General features: G+C 76.2%; 15 protein-coding genes. 7 read left to right on the top strand and 8 right to left on the bottom strand.

Going from position 1 to position 15,634, the window contains the following annotated elements:
• Positions 1-28 precede the first annotated feature (28 nt).
• Complete coding sequence (locus HL054_RS12215) at positions 29-1,744, bottom strand: phosphoenolpyruvate--protein phosphotransferase (protein WP_369139282.1); 1,716 nt, start codon at positions 1,742-1,744, stop codon at positions 29-31.
• Positions 1,745-2,009: 265 nt separating this feature from the next.
• On the opposite strand from HL054_RS12215, the gene HL054_RS12210 reads away from it, so the two are divergent.
• The 5 genes from HL054_RS12210 (at position 2,010) to HL054_RS12190 (ending at position 7,206) form a co-directional block, all read left to right on the top strand.
• A complete protein-coding gene (locus HL054_RS12210) occupies positions 2,010-2,777 on the top strand; it encodes a DeoR/GlpR family DNA-binding transcription regulator (protein ID WP_369139281.1) in 768 nt (255 codons plus the stop codon).
• Positions 2,774-3,874, top strand: a complete 1,101-nt coding sequence (locus tag HL054_RS12205; RefSeq protein WP_369139280.1) for a 1-phosphofructokinase family hexose kinase — start codon at positions 2,774-2,776, stop codon at positions 3,872-3,874. The genes HL054_RS12210 and HL054_RS12205 overlap by 4 nt, the downstream gene beginning before the upstream one ends.
• A gap of 19 nt (positions 3,875-3,893) precedes the next feature.
• Positions 3,894-6,008 carry a PTS fructose transporter subunit IIABC gene (locus HL054_RS12200; protein ID WP_369139279.1) on the top strand — a complete coding sequence of 705 codons (2,115 nt, stop codon included), beginning with the start codon at positions 3,894-3,896 and terminating at the stop codon, positions 6,006-6,008.
• A gap of 32 nt (positions 6,009-6,040) precedes the next feature.
• Complete coding sequence (locus HL054_RS12195) at positions 6,041-6,301, top strand: HPr family phosphocarrier protein (protein WP_369139278.1); 261 nt, start codon at positions 6,041-6,043, stop codon at positions 6,299-6,301.
• Positions 6,302-6,414: 113 nt separating this feature from the next.
• Positions 6,415-7,206 (top strand): phosphotransferase, encoded by a 792-nt coding sequence (locus tag HL054_RS12190; protein WP_369139277.1) that lies wholly within the window; start codon positions 6,415-6,417, stop codon positions 7,204-7,206.
• A 4-nt stretch (positions 7,207-7,210) separates the two neighbouring features.
• On the opposite strand, the gene HL054_RS12185 is transcribed toward HL054_RS12190, so the two are convergent.
• From HL054_RS12185 to pdhA, 5 genes are all read right to left on the bottom strand, one after another.
• On the bottom strand, positions 7,211-7,831 hold the full coding sequence (locus tag HL054_RS12185) for a flavodoxin family protein (protein WP_369139276.1): 621 nt from the start codon (positions 7,829-7,831) through the stop codon (positions 7,211-7,213).
• 74 nt (positions 7,832-7,905) lie between these two features.
• Positions 7,906-9,087: an AGE family epimerase/isomerase gene (locus HL054_RS12180; protein ID WP_369139275.1), complete on the bottom strand. Its 1,182-nt coding sequence runs from the start codon at positions 9,085-9,087 to the stop codon at positions 7,906-7,908.
• Between the two features lie 35 nt (positions 9,088-9,122).
• The gene (locus tag HL054_RS12175) at positions 9,123-10,625 is read right to left on the bottom strand and encodes a dihydrolipoamide acetyltransferase family protein (RefSeq protein WP_369139274.1); all 1,503 of its coding nucleotides are present in this window, start codon (positions 10,623-10,625) and stop codon (positions 9,123-9,125) included.
• Positions 10,625-11,602, bottom strand: a complete 978-nt coding sequence (locus HL054_RS12170; RefSeq protein ID WP_369139273.1) for an alpha-ketoacid dehydrogenase subunit beta — start codon at positions 11,600-11,602, stop codon at positions 10,625-10,627. Before HL054_RS12170 ends, HL054_RS12175 begins: the two co-directional genes overlap by 1 nt.
• Positions 11,602-12,741, bottom strand: a complete 1,140-nt coding sequence (gene pdhA, locus HL054_RS12165; RefSeq protein ID WP_369139272.1) for a pyruvate dehydrogenase (acetyl-transferring) E1 component subunit alpha — start codon at positions 12,739-12,741, stop codon at positions 11,602-11,604. Before pdhA ends, HL054_RS12170 begins: the two co-directional genes overlap by 1 nt.
• 214 nt (positions 12,742-12,955) lie before the next feature.
• Between pdhA and HL054_RS12160 the strand changes: the two genes are divergently transcribed.
• Complete coding sequence (locus tag HL054_RS12160) at positions 12,956-13,459, top strand: Lrp/AsnC family transcriptional regulator (protein WP_369139271.1); 504 nt, start codon at positions 12,956-12,958, stop codon at positions 13,457-13,459.
• Positions 13,460-13,461: 2 nt separating this feature from the next.
• Here HL054_RS12160 and HL054_RS12155 read toward each other — a convergent pair whose 3' ends face one another.
• Entirely contained in the window at positions 13,462-13,713 is a 252-nt protein-coding gene (locus HL054_RS12155; protein ID WP_369139270.1) for a DUF3253 domain-containing protein, read from the bottom strand.
• A 53-nt stretch (positions 13,714-13,766) separates the two neighbouring features.
• Here HL054_RS12155 and HL054_RS12150 point away from each other — a divergent pair, with 53 nt between their 5' ends.
• Positions 13,767-14,285 (top strand): hypothetical protein, encoded by a 519-nt coding sequence (locus HL054_RS12150; RefSeq protein WP_369139269.1) that lies wholly within the window; start codon positions 13,767-13,769, stop codon positions 14,283-14,285.
• A gap of 25 nt (positions 14,286-14,310) precedes the next feature.
• On the opposite strand, the gene HL054_RS12145 is transcribed toward HL054_RS12150, so the two are convergent.
• Complete coding sequence (locus HL054_RS12145) at positions 14,311-15,633, bottom strand: serine hydrolase domain-containing protein (protein ID WP_369139268.1); 1,323 nt, start codon at positions 15,631-15,633, stop codon at positions 14,311-14,313.
• Position 15,634: the final 1 nt, after the last annotated feature.

Genomic DNA, 15,634 nt, shown 5'->3' with positions numbered 1-15,634 from the left:
GGGGCTCCGGGACGACGGGACGGCGGGCTCAGGCGCCGGCGAGGACCTCGCGGACGGCGGCGCGGGCGGACGCCGGGTCGGCGGCGGCGAGCGCCACCTCGGCGGCGCGCTGGCAGGTCGCCAGGTCGACCGTCGCCAGCCGGGCACCGACGCCGGCCACCGAGGAGGCCGCGCAGGACAGCGAGGAGATGCCCATGCCGACCAGCACGCAGGCCAGCACCGGGTCGGCGGCCGCCTCGCCGCACACGCCGACCGGCTTGCCGGCCCGCTGCCCGGCGGCCGCGGTGGCCGCGACCAGCGCCAGCAGCGCCGGCTGCCAGGGGTCGGTCAGGTCGGCCAGGTCGGCGGAGAGCCGGTCGGCGGCCAACGTGTACTGGGACAGGTCGTTGGTGCCGATGGACAGGAAGTCCAGGTGCTCGAGGAAGCGGTCGGCCAGCACCGCCACCGAGGGCACCTCCACCATCACGCCCGGCACCATCCCGCGCTCCCGCACCTGCGCGGCGAACTCGGCGGCCTCGGCCACGGTGGCCACCATCGGCGCCATCACCCAGGGGTGCGCACCGGTGGCCCGGGCGGCCTGCGCGACGGCGTCCAGCTGGTGGGTGAGCAGGCCGGGGTCGCGGCGGGCGGTGCGCAGCCCGCGGACGCCGAGCGCCGGGTTCGCCTCGTCCGGCGGGGTGGCGAAGGGCAGCGGCTTGTCCGACCCGGCGTCCAGCGTGCGCAGCACCACCTTCCCGCCGGGGAAGGCCTCGAACACGGCGGCGTAGATGCCCGCCTGCTCCTCGACCGAGGGCTCCTCGGTGCGGCCGAAGAACGCCAGCTCGGTGCGCAGCAGCCCGACGCCCTCGGCGTGGGCGGCCGCCGCCGCCTGCGCGCCCGGGCCGTCCTGCACGTTGGCCAGCACCTGGACGGCGTGGCCGTCGCGGGTGGCGCCCGGGCCGCGGTAGCCGGCCAGCGAGGCGGCGGCCTCCCGCGAGCTGGCGACCCGGGTCTCCGCGTCGGCCGGGTCCGGGTCGACGGTCACGGTGCCCCGCTCGCCGTCGACGAGCACCAGGGCGCCCTCGGGGACGTCGGACAGCCCGCCCACGCCGACGACGCAGGGCAGGCCGAGCTGGCGGGCGATGATCGCGGTGTGGCTCGTGGCGCCGCCGAGCCGGGTCGCCAGCGCGATGATCCGGGTGGGGTCCAGCCCGGCGGTGTCCGCCGGGGCCAGGTCGTCGGCCAGCAGCACCGACGGCGTCTCCGGGGCCGGGACGCCGGGCTCGCCCTGCCCGGTGAGCTCGGCGACGATCCGGTCGCGGACGTCGCGGACGTCGGTGGCCCGCTCGGCCATCACCCCGCCCAGGCTGGTGAACAGCTCGACGAACTGCTCGGCGGCCCCCACCGTGGCGACCTCCGCCGACGCGCCGTCCCCGATGCGCTGCTCGACGGTGGACAGCAGGCCGCGGTCCCGGGCCAGCTGCGCGGTCGTGGCGAGCACCTCGGCGCTCACGCCGGTGGCCGCGGCGGCCCGGCCGGCGAGCCGCTCGGCGACGGCATCGGCCGCTGCGGTGAACCGGTCCTTCTCGGCCGCCCGCCGGTCCTCTGCGATCCACGGCCCCTGGGTGGCCGGCAGCTCGACCGCGCCGATCGGGCGGACGACGGGCCCCAGGGCCACGCCGGGGACGACGGGGGTCCCGGTCAGCACGGTGGCCCCGGAGAGGCCCTCCGCGGGTAGCCCGGTTCCGGTCGGGGTGGTGGACATGGCTGGCCTCACTGTCTGCTCGTACCCGGCGGGGACCCGTCCGCGGACGGGTGGCGTCGTGGCTGGCTCGTCGGTGGTCGGTCGGGGAGTGCGGAGCGGCGCAGCGACGGTGGTGCGTTCCGGTGACCAGAGTCACGAATGGGCCTTGACTTGTCAACTGATCCCACGTAGAACAACATGAACACAGCCCGAAAGCCACACGATCGGGCATCGCTCGCCGTAGGGCCGCTCCGCGCGGCTCCACCGTGCCACCCAGGAGGTGACCGTGTACGCCGAGGAGCGCCAGCAGGCCATCGCCGGCCTGGTCACCCAGCGGGGCCGGGTCGCCGTCACCGCGGTCGCCGAGCACTTCGGGGTGACCACCGAGACCGTCCGACGCGACCTCGCCGTCCTCGAGCGGGCCGGGATGCTCCGGCGGGTGCACGGCGGCGCCGTCCCGGCGGGCACGCTCACCGTGGTCGAGCCCGCGCTCGGGGAGCGGCGCAGCACCCGGACCGACGCCAAGCGCCGGATCGCCGCCGCCGCCCTGGCACTGCTCCCGGGCGCCTCCGGTTCGGTCATCCTCGACGGGGGCAGCAGCACCGCGGCGCTGGCCGAGCTGCTGCCCGGCGACCGGGCGCTGGTCGCGGCCACCAACTCGGTGCCGATCGCCGCGCGGCTCGCCGGCGCCGCCGGGATCACCCTGCACGTGCTCGGTGGACGGGTCCGCGGGATCACCCAGTCCGCGGTCGGGGAGTCCACCGTCGCGGCACTGACCGACCTGCGGGCCGACGTCGTCTTCCTGGGCACCAACGGGATCAGCGCCGGGCACGGCTTCTCCACCCCCGACGAGGCCGAGGCCGCGGTCAAGCGGGCGATGGCCCGCGCCGGCCAGCGGGTGGTCGTGCTCGGCGACAGCAGCAAGATCGGCCGCGAGCACCTGGTGCGCTTCGCGGCCGTCGAGGACGTCGACGTCCTGGTGACCGACGACGAGGCCGACCCGGCCGTCGTCGCCGAACTCGAAGCGCAGGGGATCGAGGTGCTCGTCGCATGAGGACGCACTCCACCGGGGCCGGTGGACGAGTGGTCACGCTGACCGCCAACCCGAGCCTGGACCGCACGCTGGACCTCCCCGGTCCGCTGGAGCGGGGCGGCGTGACCCGGCTCGGCGTCAGCCACACCGAGCCCGGCGGCAAGGGCGTCAACGTCTCCCGGGCGATCGCCGCCGCGGGCGCCGACGTCGTCTCGGTGCTGCCGGCGGCCGACGACGACCCCGTCGTCCGGGCGCTGCACCGGCTCGGGCTGCGGCTGGCCAGCGTGCCGATCGCCGCCCCGGTGCGCACCAACTACACCCTCACCGAGCCCGACGGGACGACGACCAAGCTCAACGAGCCCGGCGCCCGGCTGGACGCGACGGCGCTGGCCGCGCTGGAGGCCGCCGTGCACGAGCACGCGGTCGGTGCCCGCTGGGTGGTGCTCTCCGGCTCGCTGCCGCCCGGCGCGCCGCCGGACTGGTACGCCACGCTGGTCCGCTCGCTGCGCAGCACCGGCGCCCGGATCGCCGTGGACACCTCCGAGGCCCCGCTGCTGGCGCTGCTCGCCGCCGGCCCGGACGCCGCCCCCGACCTGCTCAAGCCGAACACCGAGGAGCTGGCCCAGCTGGCCGGCCTGCCGGAGGACGCGGTCACCGGTGACCCGGACGTCGCGCTCGCGGCCGTCGCCTCGCTGCACGACCGCGGGGTCGCCGAGGTGCTGCTGACCCTGGGCGGGGACGGCGCCGTGCTGTCCACCGCCGAGGGCGTGTGGTCGGCCCGGCCGCCGCGGACCACCGTCCGCAGCACCGTCGGCGCCGGCGACTCCAGCCTCGCCGGCTACGTGCTCGCCGCCCTGGCCGGCCTCGGCCCGGCGGGCCGGCTGCAGCGCGCGGTCGCCTACGGGTCCGCCAGCGCCGCCCTGCCGGGCTCCGCCGTCCCGACACCGGCCCAGGCCGACCCGTCGGCGGTCCCGGTCACGCCGGGCCTGCCCGGCCGCCCCACCACCCACACCACCACCCACGCCGCCACCCACGCCGCCACCCACGCCGCCACCCACGCCGCCACCCACGCTGCTCCCGCCGAGGCCGTCCCGGCCGCCGGTGCCGACGCCCGCTGACCCGACCCGGGGGAACACCATGTCCGCACTGATCACGACCGAGTTGGTGGCGCTCGACGCCGACCTCGGCCCCGACAAGGGCTCCGTCGTCCACCGGCTCGCCGCGCTGGTCGCCGGGGCCGGGCGGGCCACCGGCGCCGACGCCCTGCACGAGGACGCGATGGCCCGCGAGGCCAAGGCCGCCACCGGCCTGCCCGGCGGCATCGCGATCCCGCACTGCCGCTCGGCCGCGGTGACGCAGGCGTCGCTGGCGTTCGCCCGGCTGCAGCCGAAGGTCGACTTCGGGGCGCCGGACGGCCCCGCCGACCTGGCCTTCCTCATCGCCGCCCCGGAGCACGGGGACGCCGACCACCTCACCCTGCTCACCGCGCTGGCCCGCGCCCTGGTGCGGCCGGAGTTCGTCGCGTCGCTGCGCGCAGCCGGCTCGGCCGAGGAGGTCGTGGCCCTGGTCCAGGAGGTCGTCTCCCCCGCGGAGACCCCGGCCGCCGCCGCACCGGCACCGCAGACCCCGGCCCCGTCGGCGCCGGCGCACGCCGGCCGCAGCCTGGTCGCCGTCAGCGCCTGCCCGACCGGCATCGCGCACACCTACATGGCCGCGGACAAGCTCACCGCCACGGCGGAGGAGATGGGCGTCGAGCTGCACGTGGAGACCCAGGGGTCGTCGGGCTCCACGCCGCTGGACCCGGCGGTCATCGCCCGGGCGGACGCCGTCATCTTCGCCGTCGACGTCGGCGTCAAGGACCGCGAGCGCTTCGCCGGCAAGCCGCTGGTGCAGTCCGGGACCAAGCGGGCGATGAACGAGCCCGAGGTGATGATCCGCGAGGCGCTCGCCGCCGCCGACGACCCCGACGCCCGCCGGGTGCCGGGCACCGCCGCCGACGGGGCCACCGCCGCGGCGAGCGGCGACCGGCCGTCGACCGGCGCGGAGATCCGCCGCTGGCTGCTGACCGGCGTCAGCTACATGATCCCCTTCGTCGCGGCCGGCGGTCTGCTGATCGCGCTGGGGTTCCTGTTCGGCGGGTACCAGATCGTGAACTCCGACCCGAGCGCCGACGGGCTGACCTTCGCCCAGAACTGGGCGTTCAACAACACCTTCTTCAACCTGCCGGACGCCGCGTCGCTGGAGGGCCTGAACGACGGGTTCTGGGGCTACCTCGGCGCGCTGTGCACCGTGCTCGGCCAGGCGGCGTTCACCTTCCTGGTGCCGGCGCTGGCGGGCTACATCGCCTACGCGATCGCCGACCGGCCGGGCATCGTCCCCGGCTTCGTCGTCGGCGCCATCTCCGTGACCCTGAGCGCCGGGTTCCTCGGCGGCCTGGTCGGCGGCATCATCGCCGGGTTCGCGGCGAAGTGGATCGCCGGCTGGAAGCTGCCCACCTTCGCCCGCGGGCTGCAGCCCGTCGTGATCATCCCGCTGCTGGCCACGCTGATCTCCAGCGGCCTGATGGTCGCGGTGCTCGGCCGCCCGCTGGCCAACGTGCTCAGCGGCCTGACCGACTTCCTCAACGGGCTGACCGGCACCTCCGCGCTCCTGCTCGGCCTCATCCTCGGCCTGATGATGTGCTTCGACCTGGGTGGCCCGGTGAACAAGGCTGCCTACCTCTTCGCCACCACCGGCCTCACCGCCGACGCCGGCCGCGGGTCGCTGGTGATCATGGCCACCGTCATGGCCGCGGGCATGGTGCCGCCGCTGGCGATGGCGCTGTCCACCGCGATCCGGCCCCGGCTGTACACCGAGGCCGAGCGCGACCAGGGCAAGGCGGCCTGGCTGCTGGGCGCCTCGTTCATCTCCGAGGGCGCCATCCCGTTCGCCGCGGCCGACCCGCTGCGCGTCATCCCCTCGATGATGCTGGGCGGGGCCACCACCGGTGCGATCGTGGCGACCGCGGGCGTCGAGCTGCGGGCGCCGCACGGCGGGGTGTTCGTCTTCTTCGCGATGAGCAACGCCGTGCTGTTCATCGTGGCGGTCCTGGTCGGGATGGTGGTCGGCGCCCTCGCCGTCACCGTCGCCAAGAGCATCGGCCGGAAGGACGCCGACGTCGCACCCGAGGACGCCGTGGACCTCGCGCACGCGCACAGCCCGGCCAGCCGCACCGCCCCCGCACGCCCGGCAGTCGCCGGACCGGCACACTGACCCCCAGCTCGTCGACCAGAAAGAAGGCATCGATGCCCTCCAAGACCGTGACCGTCGGCTCCGCCGTCGGCCTGCACGCCCGGCCCGCCGCCCTCATCGCCGAAGCGGTGTCGAAGTCCGGGGTGCCGGTCACGCTGGCCGCGCCCGGCGGCAACCCGATCGACGCGGGGTCCCCGCTGATGATCATGACGCTGGGGGCCAAGCAGGGCACCGAGGTCACCGTGAGCAGCGACGACGAGGCCGTGCTGGCCCGGATCGCCGACATGGTGGCCACCGACCTCGACGCCGAGTAGCAGAGGGCCCCTTGCAGGGGGCCGAACCAGCACGTCACCGCGGCGCCCGTCCTCCTCGAGGGCGGGCGCCGTCGGCGTCCCGCAGAGCCCGCTGTGGTGCCATGCTGGGCGCGGTGGAGGGCACGAGCCGGGACCGGGCCGCCCGGGCGCTGCGCCGGCACGCCGGGTCAGCCGGTGGGCTGCAGGAGCTCGGGTCGGGGCTGGACAACACCGCGTTCCTCGCCGGCGACCTGGTGCTGCGGGTCAGCCGCGGACCGGACGTCGTGGGCGAGGCCCGGTTGCTGCGCGCGCTGGTCCCGCGGCTGCCGCTCGCCGTCCCCGAGCCGGTGTTCGCCGACCCGGACGACGGTGTGCTGGCCTACCGGCTGCTGCCGGGCCGGCCGCTGCTCGGGCACGCCGGCACCCCGGCGCAGGCGCGGCAGCTCGGCCGCTTCCTCCGCGAGCTGCACGCCGTCGACCCGGCCGGGCTGGTGCCGGTCGAGGAGGCCGACCCGCACGACTGGCTGACCGGCCTCACCGGCCCTCCGGAGCTGCTCGACGTCCTGCACGCCACGGTGCCCCCGCCCGGCGGACGCCGGGTGCTCGCGCACGCCGACCTGGGTGCCGAGCACCTGCTCGCCGACGGCGACCGGCTGACCGGGGTGCTCGACTGGTCCGACGCCGCGGCCACCGACCCGGCGCTGGACCTGGCCCGCCCCTACCGGGACTTCGGCCCGGACTTCCTCGACCGGCTGCTGGCCACCTACGGGCCGGACGCCCCCGACCACGACCGGGTCGCGTTCTTTGCCCGGTGCGCGGCGCTGGAGGACCTGGCCTGGTCCCGGGAGCCCGGCCACCGGGCCGGCCGGGCGGCCCACGGTGCGGCCGCCCGACGCAGCCTGGGCTGGCTGTTCCCCGCGGGGTGACCGGTCAGGGCGCCGGCGGGTACGGCGCCGCCTTGAGCAGCCGCGCCAGGTGGGCGGTGTTGCGGGCCAGCGTGGCCGTGGTGGTCGCCACGGCCTCCGGCGTCTCGTCGAGGTCCTGGTAGTCGGTGCCGTGCATCGCCTCGCCGTTCCAGTAGGTGGCGCCCTGCGACGGGACGGTGAACCCGACGTCGTCCAGCGCCTGGAACAGGTCGGCGCAGATCTTGTGCGCGCCGTCCTCGTTGCCGACGACGGCGACGATGCCGACCTTGCCGGCGGTGAGCGGGCGGCCCTCGTCGTCGGTCTCGGAGATCTCGGCGTCCAGCCGCTCCACCACCCGGTTGGCGACGCTGCTCATCTGGCCGACCCAGGTGGGGGTGGCGATCAGCAGCACGTCGCTGGCCAGGATCTTGGCCCGGATGGCCGGCCAGGCGTCGCCCTCGCCCATGTCGACCTCGACGCCGGGCTTGACGTCGTGGTCGACCACCCGGACCAGCTCGCCCTCGACCCCGTGCTCGGCCAGGGCGTCGAGCACCTGGCGGGCGATCAGGTCGGTGCTGGACGGCGCGGGGGACGGCTTGAGGCTGCAGGTGAGCGCGAGGGCGCGCAGGGGGGTGGTCGAGGTCATGACCGGCTCCATGCCCCACCCGGTCGTGCACCACTCATCCGCCGCCCCGCAGCCCCGGTCCGGCGGCGGGGCCGTCAGCGGGAGGCGAGCACCGCGCCGGTGACGCTGCCCCGGACGGGGCGGCCGGGCAGCAGCAGCATCTGCACCAGGTGGTAGGCGTCCGGCTTGCCGGCCCAGGTGCCGGTGCCGACAGCGCCCTCGGGGGTCAGCTCGTGGTGCCAGCTGCCCACGGCGGGGTCGAGGAAGCGCCGCTCGCCGTGGTCGGCCCACCGGCGCTGCAGGGTGAGCGCCCGCGGGTCGCCGGTCACCGCGTAGCGCACCGCCGCCGCGGCGACCGCCTCGCAGACCACCCAGTGCATCCGGGCGCCGACCACCGGGCGGTCTTCCCAGTCCAGCGTGTACGGGAAGCCCTCGTGCCCGTCGGCGGCCCATCCCCGCTCGGTGGCGGCGAGGAAGAGCCGGTCGGCGTCGGTGTGCAGCCAGCCGGGGGCGTGCTCGCCCAGCGCCGCGGCCAGGTGCAGGCACAGCCGCGCCCACTCGAACTGGTGGCCGACGGTGACGCCGTAGGGCCGGAACGGGTCGGCCGGGTGGTCGCGGTTGAACTCCGGCAGCGGCTGCCAGCGGGGCGTGAAGTGCTCGGGCAGCCGCCAGTCGCGCTCCCGCGCCCAGCCGTGCACGATCCGCTCGGTCGCCCGCAGCGCGTGGCTGCGCAGCCGCGCCGCGGTGCCCGGGTCGGTCGGGGCCAGGGCGTCGGCCGCGGCCAGCGCCGCCTCGACCCCGTGCATGTTGGCGTTGGCGCCCCGGTAGTCCTCCGACGTCGTCCAGGAGCGGTCGAAGGACTCCCGGGCCAGCCCCTCGTCGTCGTCCCAGAAGCGCTGCTCCCAGACCTCCAGCGCCTCGTCCAGCAGCGGCCGGCCGCCGTCGATGCCGGCCGCGGTGGCGGTGGCGCCGGCCAGCACCACGAACGCGTGCACGTAGGCGGCCTTGGTGTCGTCGTCGGTGGCCGCCCGCCAGCCGCCGTGCCCGGCGTCGTGCAGCGGGCCGTGGCGCAGTTCCGTGACGCCGTGGGCGGCCAGCTCGGCCGCGCCGGCGCGGCCGAGCAGCGTGGCCAGCCCGAACACGTGGGTCATCCGGGCGCTGATCCAGGTCTCGACCGGCCGATCGGGCAGCACGGCGCCGTCGTCGCCGGCGTACCCGAACCCGCCGGCGACGCGGGAGCGGGCGGCGAAGGACAGCAGCCGGTCGAGGTCGGTCACCAGGGCACGCTAGCGCCGCCGACCGGCCGGACGCCTCAGAAGACCAGCGCCGTGCCGGGGTCGTGCAGCAGGGCGCCGACGTCGGCGAGGAAGCGCGAGCCGAGCTCCCCGTCGATGACGCGGTGGTCGAAGGACAGCGCCAGGGTGGTGACCTTGCGCGGCACGACCTTGCCCTTGTGCACCCACGGCGTGTCCCGGACCGCCCCGAAGGCCAGGATCGCCGACTCGCCGGGGTTGAGGATCGGCGTCCCGGTGTCGACGCCGAACACCCCGACGTTGGTGATGGTCAGCGTGCCGCCGGACATGTCTGCGGGCGGGGTCCGCCCGGCGCGGGCGGTGGCGGTGAGGTCGGCCAGCGCCCCGGCCAGCTCCACGAGGGAGAGCCGGCCGGCGTCCTTGACGTTGGGGACGACGAGGCCGCGCGGCGTGGCCGCCGCGATGCCGAGGTTCACCGCGCCGTGGACGACGATCTCCTGCGCCGCCTCGTCCCAGGAGCTGTTGACCATCGGGTGCCGCTGCGCGGCGAGCAGGACGGCCTTGGCCACGAACAGCAGCGGGCTGACCTTGACCCCGGCGAGCTCCGGCCGGGCGGCGAGCCGCTCGCGGAGCTTCATGGTGCGGGTGACGTCGACGGTGAGGAACTCGGTGACGTGCGGCGCGGTGAACGCGCTGGCCACCATCGCCGCGGCGGTGTGCTTGCGGACGCCCTTGACCGGGATCCGGGTGTCCCCGGCTGCGGCCGTCCGCACCACGCTGGGCGCCGGGGCAGGCGCCACCGCGCTGCGCGCCGCGTCGACGTCGGCGCGGGTGATCACCCCGCCCTCGCCGGTGCCGGTGACCGAGGCCAGGTCGATGCCGAGGTCCTTGGCGTACTTGCGCACCGGCGGCTTGGCCAGCGGGCGCAGGGCGCCACGGCCCGGGGCGGCCGGGACGACCGGCGCCGGGGCGGCGTCGGCGCCGGCGAGGTGCGCCTCGGCGGCCCGGCCGGTCTCCAGCCCGCCGTGCCGCACCGGCTTCACCGTCGCGTCCGGGGCGGTGGCCAGCAACGGCGGCCGGTCGGACCCCGAGCCGTAGTCGGCCTCGGGGAGGACCTGCGGTGCGGTGGCGCGGGCGGCCGCGGCCTCGCCCGTGCGCCGGGGCCGGCGCCGCGCCTCGGTGCTGCGCGGGCCGTAGCCGACCAGCACCGCGGTCCGGCCGTTGGCGTTCGTCTCGCCGATCAGCCCGGAGCCGGTGGGCGCGGTGGGCTCGGGTGCAGTGGCCGGTGCGGTCGCACCGCCGGCCGTCGCGCCGTCCCCACCGACGTCGATGGTGATGATCGGGGCGCCGACGTCGACCGTCGTCCCCGGCTCGAAGTGCAGCGCGGTGACCGTGCCGGCGAACGGGCTGGGCAGCTCGACGGCGGCCTTGGCCGTCTCGACCTCGCACAGCGGCTGGTTCACCACGACGGTGTCGCCGACGGCGACCAGCCAGGACAGGATCTCGCCCTCGGTGAGGCCCTCGCCGACGTCGGGCAGCTTGAACTGGCGCAGGTCGGCCATCAGAACCCCAGCGATCGGTCGACGGCGTCGAGCACGCGGTCGAGGTCGGGGAGGTACTCCTCCTCCAACTTGGACGGCGGGTAGGGCGTGTCGTAGCCACCGACCCGCAGCACCGGCGCCTCGAGCGAGTGGAAGCAGGTCTCGGTGACCCGGGCGGCGATCTCCGCACCGAGGCCCAGGGTGGTCGGGGCCTCGTGCACCACGACGCACCGCCCGGTGCGGCGCACCGACTCGTAGACCGGCTCCAGGTCCAGCGGCGAGAGCGTGTGCAGGTCGATGACCTCGAGCGACCGGCCCTCCTCCGCGGCGGCCTCGGCGGCCTGCAGCGCGGTCTTCACCATCGGGCCGTAGGCCAGCACGGTGACGTCGTCGCCACCGCGCACCACCCGGGATGAGAACAGCGCGCCGGGGGTGGCCCCGGTGTCGACCTGCCCCTTCTCCCAGTACCGCCGCTTCGGCTCGAGGAAGACGACCGGGTCGGGGTGGGCGACCGCCTGCTGGATCCCCCAGTAGGCGTCGGCCGGTGAGCTGACCGCGACCACCTTGAGGCCCGCCGTGTGCGCGAAGTACGCCTCGGGGCTCTCGCTGTGGTGCTCGACGGCGCCGATGCCGCCACCGAAGGGGATGCGGATGACGATCGGCATCGGCAGCCGGCCCTTGGACCGGGCGTGGATCTTGGCGACCTGGGTGACGATCTGGTTGTAGGCGGGGAAGACGAACCCGTCGAACTGGATCTCGCAGACCGGCCGGTAGCCGCGCATCGCCAGGCCCACGGCGGTGCCGAGGATGCCGGCCTCCGCGAGCGGGGTGTCGACGACCCGGGCCTCGCCGAAGTCCTTCTGCAGGCCGTCGGTGATCCGGAAGACCCCGCCGAGCCGGCCGATGTCCTCGCCCATCAGCACGACCTTGGCGTCGTCCTCCATCGCCCGGCGCAGGCCGAGGTTGAGCGCCTTGCCGATGGTGAGCGTCTCGGACATCAGTGACCCTCTCCCTCGAAGCTGGCGTGGTAGGCCACGAACTCCGCGCGCTGGCGGGCCAGCTCGGGGGTCTGCTCGGCGTAGACGTGGTCGAAGATCTCGGTGCCGGCCGGGTCGGGCATCTCCAGCGTGCCCTTCCGGATGTGGGCCGCCAGCTCGTCGCCCTCGGCCTCGATCCCGGCGAAGAAGCCGGCGTCGGCGATCCCCGACCGGGACAGGTACGCCTTGAGCCGGGCGATGGGGTCGCGCAGCTTCCACTCCTCCAGCTCGCTGGCGAGCCGGTAGCGGGTGGGGTCGTCGGAGGTGGTGTGCGCGCCCATCCGGTAGGTGAACGCCTCGATGAAGGTCGGCCCCTGGCCCTCGCGGGCGGCGGCGAGCGCGGACCGGGTGACGGCCAGGACGGCGAGGACGTCGTTGCCGTCGACCCGGACGCCGGGGAACCCGAAGCCCGCGGCCCGGCGGAACAGCGGCACCCGCGACTGCCGCTCGATCGGCACGCTGATGGCGTACTGGTTGTTCTGGCAGAAGAAGACGACCGGGGCCGAGAACGTGGCGGCCCAGATCATCGCCTCGTTCACCTCGCCCTGGCTGGTCGCGCCGTCGCCGAGGAACGCCAGCGCGGCGTCCTCCGCGCTGTCGCGCTGCAGGCCCATCGCGTACCCGGTGGCGTGCAGGGTCTGCGCCCCGATGACCACGGTGTAGAGGTTGAACCGCCGCTCCACCGGGTCCCAGCCGCCCTGGTCGACGCCGCGGAACAGGCTGATCACGTCCAGCGGGTCGACGCCCCGGGTCCACGCCACACCGTGCTCGCGGTAGGTGGGGAAGGCCATGTCGTCGGCGGCCAGCGCCCGGCCGGCGCCGACCTGGGCGGCCTCCTGGCCCAGCAGCGACGCCCAGATGCCCAGCTCGCCCTGGCGCTGCAGGGCGGTGGCCTCGACGTCCCAGCGGCGCACGAGCGCGAGGTCGCGGTACAGGGAGCGCAGCTCGTCGTCGGAGACGTCCAGCGGGTGGTCGGGGTGCTCGACCCGCTCGCCCTCCGGGGTGAGCAGCTGCACCAGGTCGGGCTGCCCGGGCAGGTGCGGTGCGCCGGCCCCGGGGACGGGGTCGACCACCTCGGTGGTCTGCGACAGCGTGCTCATGCCGATCTCCTCGCCGTCTCGCGGGTGCCGGGGTCACCGGGCGCCCGTCGGTGGACGTCCTAGCAGCACCGGGATGTGGCGCCACTCACACATCGTGGCACGCCGGAACCGCTTGTGGAGCAGATCACCACGGAGCCGATCTGCGCAACCTCCGCCCCGGTGAGTGCGCACGATGACCGGTACTAGGACGTCCACGCATGTCAGACTGAGCAACGTGCCCGCCAGCCCCGACCGCCTGGACGCCACCGACGCCCGGCTGCTCCTCGCCCTGTCGGAGGACCCGCGGGCCACGGTGCTGTCGCTGGCGCAGCAGCTCGGGCTCGCCCGCAACACCGTGCAGGCCCGGCTGGTGCGACTCGAGTCCACCGGCGTGCTCGCGGCCTTCGAGCGCCGGGTGCGTCCCGAGGCGCTGGGCTACCGGCTGGGCGCGTACGTGACGGTGCAGGTGGTGCAGCGCAGCCTGTCCGACGTCGCCGACGCGCTGGCGGCCATCCCGGAGGTGCTGGAGGTCACCGGCCTGTCCGGGGTCGCCGACCTGCTCGTGCAGGTGGTGGCCGTCGACGCCGACGACCTGTGGCGGATCACCGAGCAGGTGCTGGCCATCCCCGGCGTCCAGCGCACCGACACCAACCTGGCGCTGCGGCGCTTCGTCGACCACCGGATGACGCCGCTGCTGGAGCGCGCCGCCGGGGCGCCCCGCCCCGCGCCGGAGGGCTGAGCTCAGCGCGGACGGCGGATCCGCACCGGGCCGCGGGCGGTCGCGACGTCGACGACCTCCCCGCGCTGGGTCACCTGCACCGCCCCGGCCGCCGCCAGCCGGCCGGCCGCGTCCCGGGCCGCCGGCATCAGCGCCCGCCAGTCCTCGGGGTCGACGGCGCGGGCGGCCTCCGACGGGCAGATCGTGGCGCCGTCCCGGCGCTGGTCGAGCAGCGCGTCGATCGTCCGCTCCAGCTGCCGGTCGACGTCGTCCACCCCTCCAGCGTGCGGCCGGTTTCGGCCCCCGCGCCACCCGGGTAGCCGCGGCCATGGCCCTCACCACCACCCTCGCGCGGACGATCGGCGCCGGCCGGACCCGGACCAGCACCCTCGGGTGGGTGCTGCGCGGCGCCGCCGCCGGCGCGGCCGGGTCGACGGCGCTGAACGCGGTCACCTACCTGGACATGGCCGTCCGCGGCCGCGGCAGCAGCTCCACGCCGGAGCAGACCGTGGAGGCGCTGGCCGGCAAGGCGCACGTCCCGATCCCCGGCGAGGGCGAGGTCCGCGACAACCGGGTGCAGGGGCTCGGACCCCTGACCGGCCTGGTGGCGGGCGTGGGCGTCGGCGTGCTGGCCGGCCTGGCCCGGGCCGCCGGCTTCCGCAGCAGCCCGCTGGTCGGGACCGCGCTCACCACCGTGGGCGTGCTGGTGGCGGCGAACGGCCCGATGACCGCCCTCGGCATCACCGACCCGCGCACCTGGTCGGCCACCGACTGGGTCAGCGACCTCGTGCCGCACCTGGCCTACGCCGTCGTCGTGCGGACGACCATGGACGCCTTCGACCGCTGAGCGGTCGCCGCCTCCGTCCGACCGCTCAGGTCCAGCCGCGCTCGTCCACCCCGCCGGGCACCGGGGCCTCCGGGTCGTAGGGGGTGCGGGTGAGGACGAAGGTCGCCAGGTCCAGGTGGTCCGGTGCGATGCGCAGCGTCTCGCCCGCGTAGTAGCCGTCCAGCCCGACCCAGGTGCCGTCCGCGCGGGGCGCGAAGCGGCTGGCCCGCCCGCCGCGCCCGGGCATCGGCCCGAGGTGCAGCAGCCCGCCGGCCTCGGCCCGCAGCACGTGCGGCGCCGGACCCCAGAACCAGACGCCCAGCAGGTCCAGCGGCACCGGCGGCGGGGACGGCGTCCAGGCCTCGACCACCCTCGGTTCGGCGGCGCGCAGGTCGGCCAGCAGCCCGGGCACGAGCAGGTCCAGCCCGCTGGTCGTGTTGGCCAGCATCAGCCCGCCGGCCTGCTCGGCACGGTCGACGAAGACCCCGGCCAGGAAGCCGGGCATCGAGCCGCCGTGGCCGACGAGCACCTGGCCGTCGACCCGGAGCACCTGCACCCCCAGCCCGTACGCCGACCAGCCCGGGGCCGAGGAGTCCACGCCCGCGGGCACGGTCATCTCCTCCAGCGTCGCCGGGGAGAGCACGTCGCCGGTGTCGCCCAGCAGGAACGAGGCGAACCGGCCGAGGTCGGCGAGGGTGGCCCAGAGCTGGCCGGCCGCGGCCATCACCCCGGCGTCGTGCTCGGGCTCGGGCAGCACGACGTCGGCCCACGGGTGCACCGCCGAGCCCTGCGCCGCCCGGCCGGTGGGCCGCGGGTCGGTGCGGGTCATGCCCAGCGGCGCGAGCACCTCGTCCCGGACGACGTCGGCCCAGGCCCGGCCCCGGTGCCGGGCGACCAGCTCGCCGAGCAGGCCGAACCCGAGGTTGGAGTAGTGGAAGCGGCGGGCGGCGCCGAGCACGACGTCGTCCCCGGTGAGGTGCAGGTCGGCCAGCGGGCCGCCGGGGACCCGCTCCCACCAGCCGCCGGGGCTCTCCGAGGTGGCGCCGGCGAGGTGGGAGAGCAGCTGGCCGACGGTCCGGTCGCCCAGCGGCGTGCCCGGCACGTGCCGCTCGAGCGGGTCGTCGAGGCCCAGCCGGCCCTCGTCGCGCAGCCGCATCACCGCCACCGCGGTGACGGTCTTGCTGATCGAGCCCAGCCGGTACTGGACGTCGGTGTGCGGCTCGCCGACGTCGCCGCGGCCGGCGGACCAGGCCAGCGCGCCGTCCCGGACGATGCCGGCGACCAGGCTGGGCGCCCGGCCGTCCCGCTGGACCCGCGCGGTGCGGGCCAGCAGGGTGCGCGCGGTCGAGGGGAGCACCGGTTCGGCCATG

It is taken from the genome of Modestobacter versicolor (genome assembly GCF_041028285.1).
GTDB classification, from domain to species: domain Bacteria; phylum Actinomycetota; class Actinomycetes; order Mycobacteriales; family Geodermatophilaceae; genus Modestobacter; species Modestobacter versicolor_A.
This window is presented reverse-complemented; position numbering and strand designations above follow the sequence as displayed.

Excerpts from the sequence above, each read along its gene's own strand:
- HL054_RS12215 (WP_369139282.1), bottom strand. The coding sequence starts at position 1,744 with ATGTCCACCACCCCGACCGGAACCGGGCTACCCGCGGAGGGCCTCTCC.
- HL054_RS12205 (WP_369139280.1), top strand. The coding sequence starts at position 2,774 with ATGAGGACGCACTCCACCGGGGCCGGTGGACGAGTGGTCACGCTGACC.
- HL054_RS12200 (WP_369139279.1), top strand. The coding sequence starts at position 3,894 with ATGTCCGCACTGATCACGACCGAGTTGGTGGCGCTCGACGCCGACCTC.
- HL054_RS12195 (WP_369139278.1), top strand. The coding sequence starts at position 6,041 with ATGCCCTCCAAGACCGTGACCGTCGGCTCCGCCGTCGGCCTGCACGCC.
- HL054_RS12185 (WP_369139276.1), bottom strand. The coding sequence starts at position 7,831 with ATGACCTCGACCACCCCCCTGCGCGCCCTCGCGCTCACCTGCAGCCTC.
- HL054_RS12175 (WP_369139274.1), bottom strand. The coding sequence starts at position 10,625 with ATGGCCGACCTGCGCCAGTTCAAGCTGCCCGACGTCGGCGAGGGCCTC.
- HL054_RS12170 (WP_369139273.1), bottom strand. The coding sequence starts at position 11,602 with ATGTCCGAGACGCTCACCATCGGCAAGGCGCTCAACCTCGGCCTGCGC.
- pdhA (WP_369139272.1), bottom strand. The coding sequence starts at position 12,741 with ATGAGCACGCTGTCGCAGACCACCGAGGTGGTCGACCCCGTCCCCGGG.
- HL054_RS12150 (WP_369139269.1), top strand. The coding sequence starts at position 13,767 with ATGGCCCTCACCACCACCCTCGCGCGGACGATCGGCGCCGGCCGGACC.
- HL054_RS12145 (WP_369139268.1), bottom strand. The coding sequence starts at position 15,633 with ATGGCCGAACCGGTGCTCCCCTCGACCGCGCGCACCCTGCTGGCCCGC.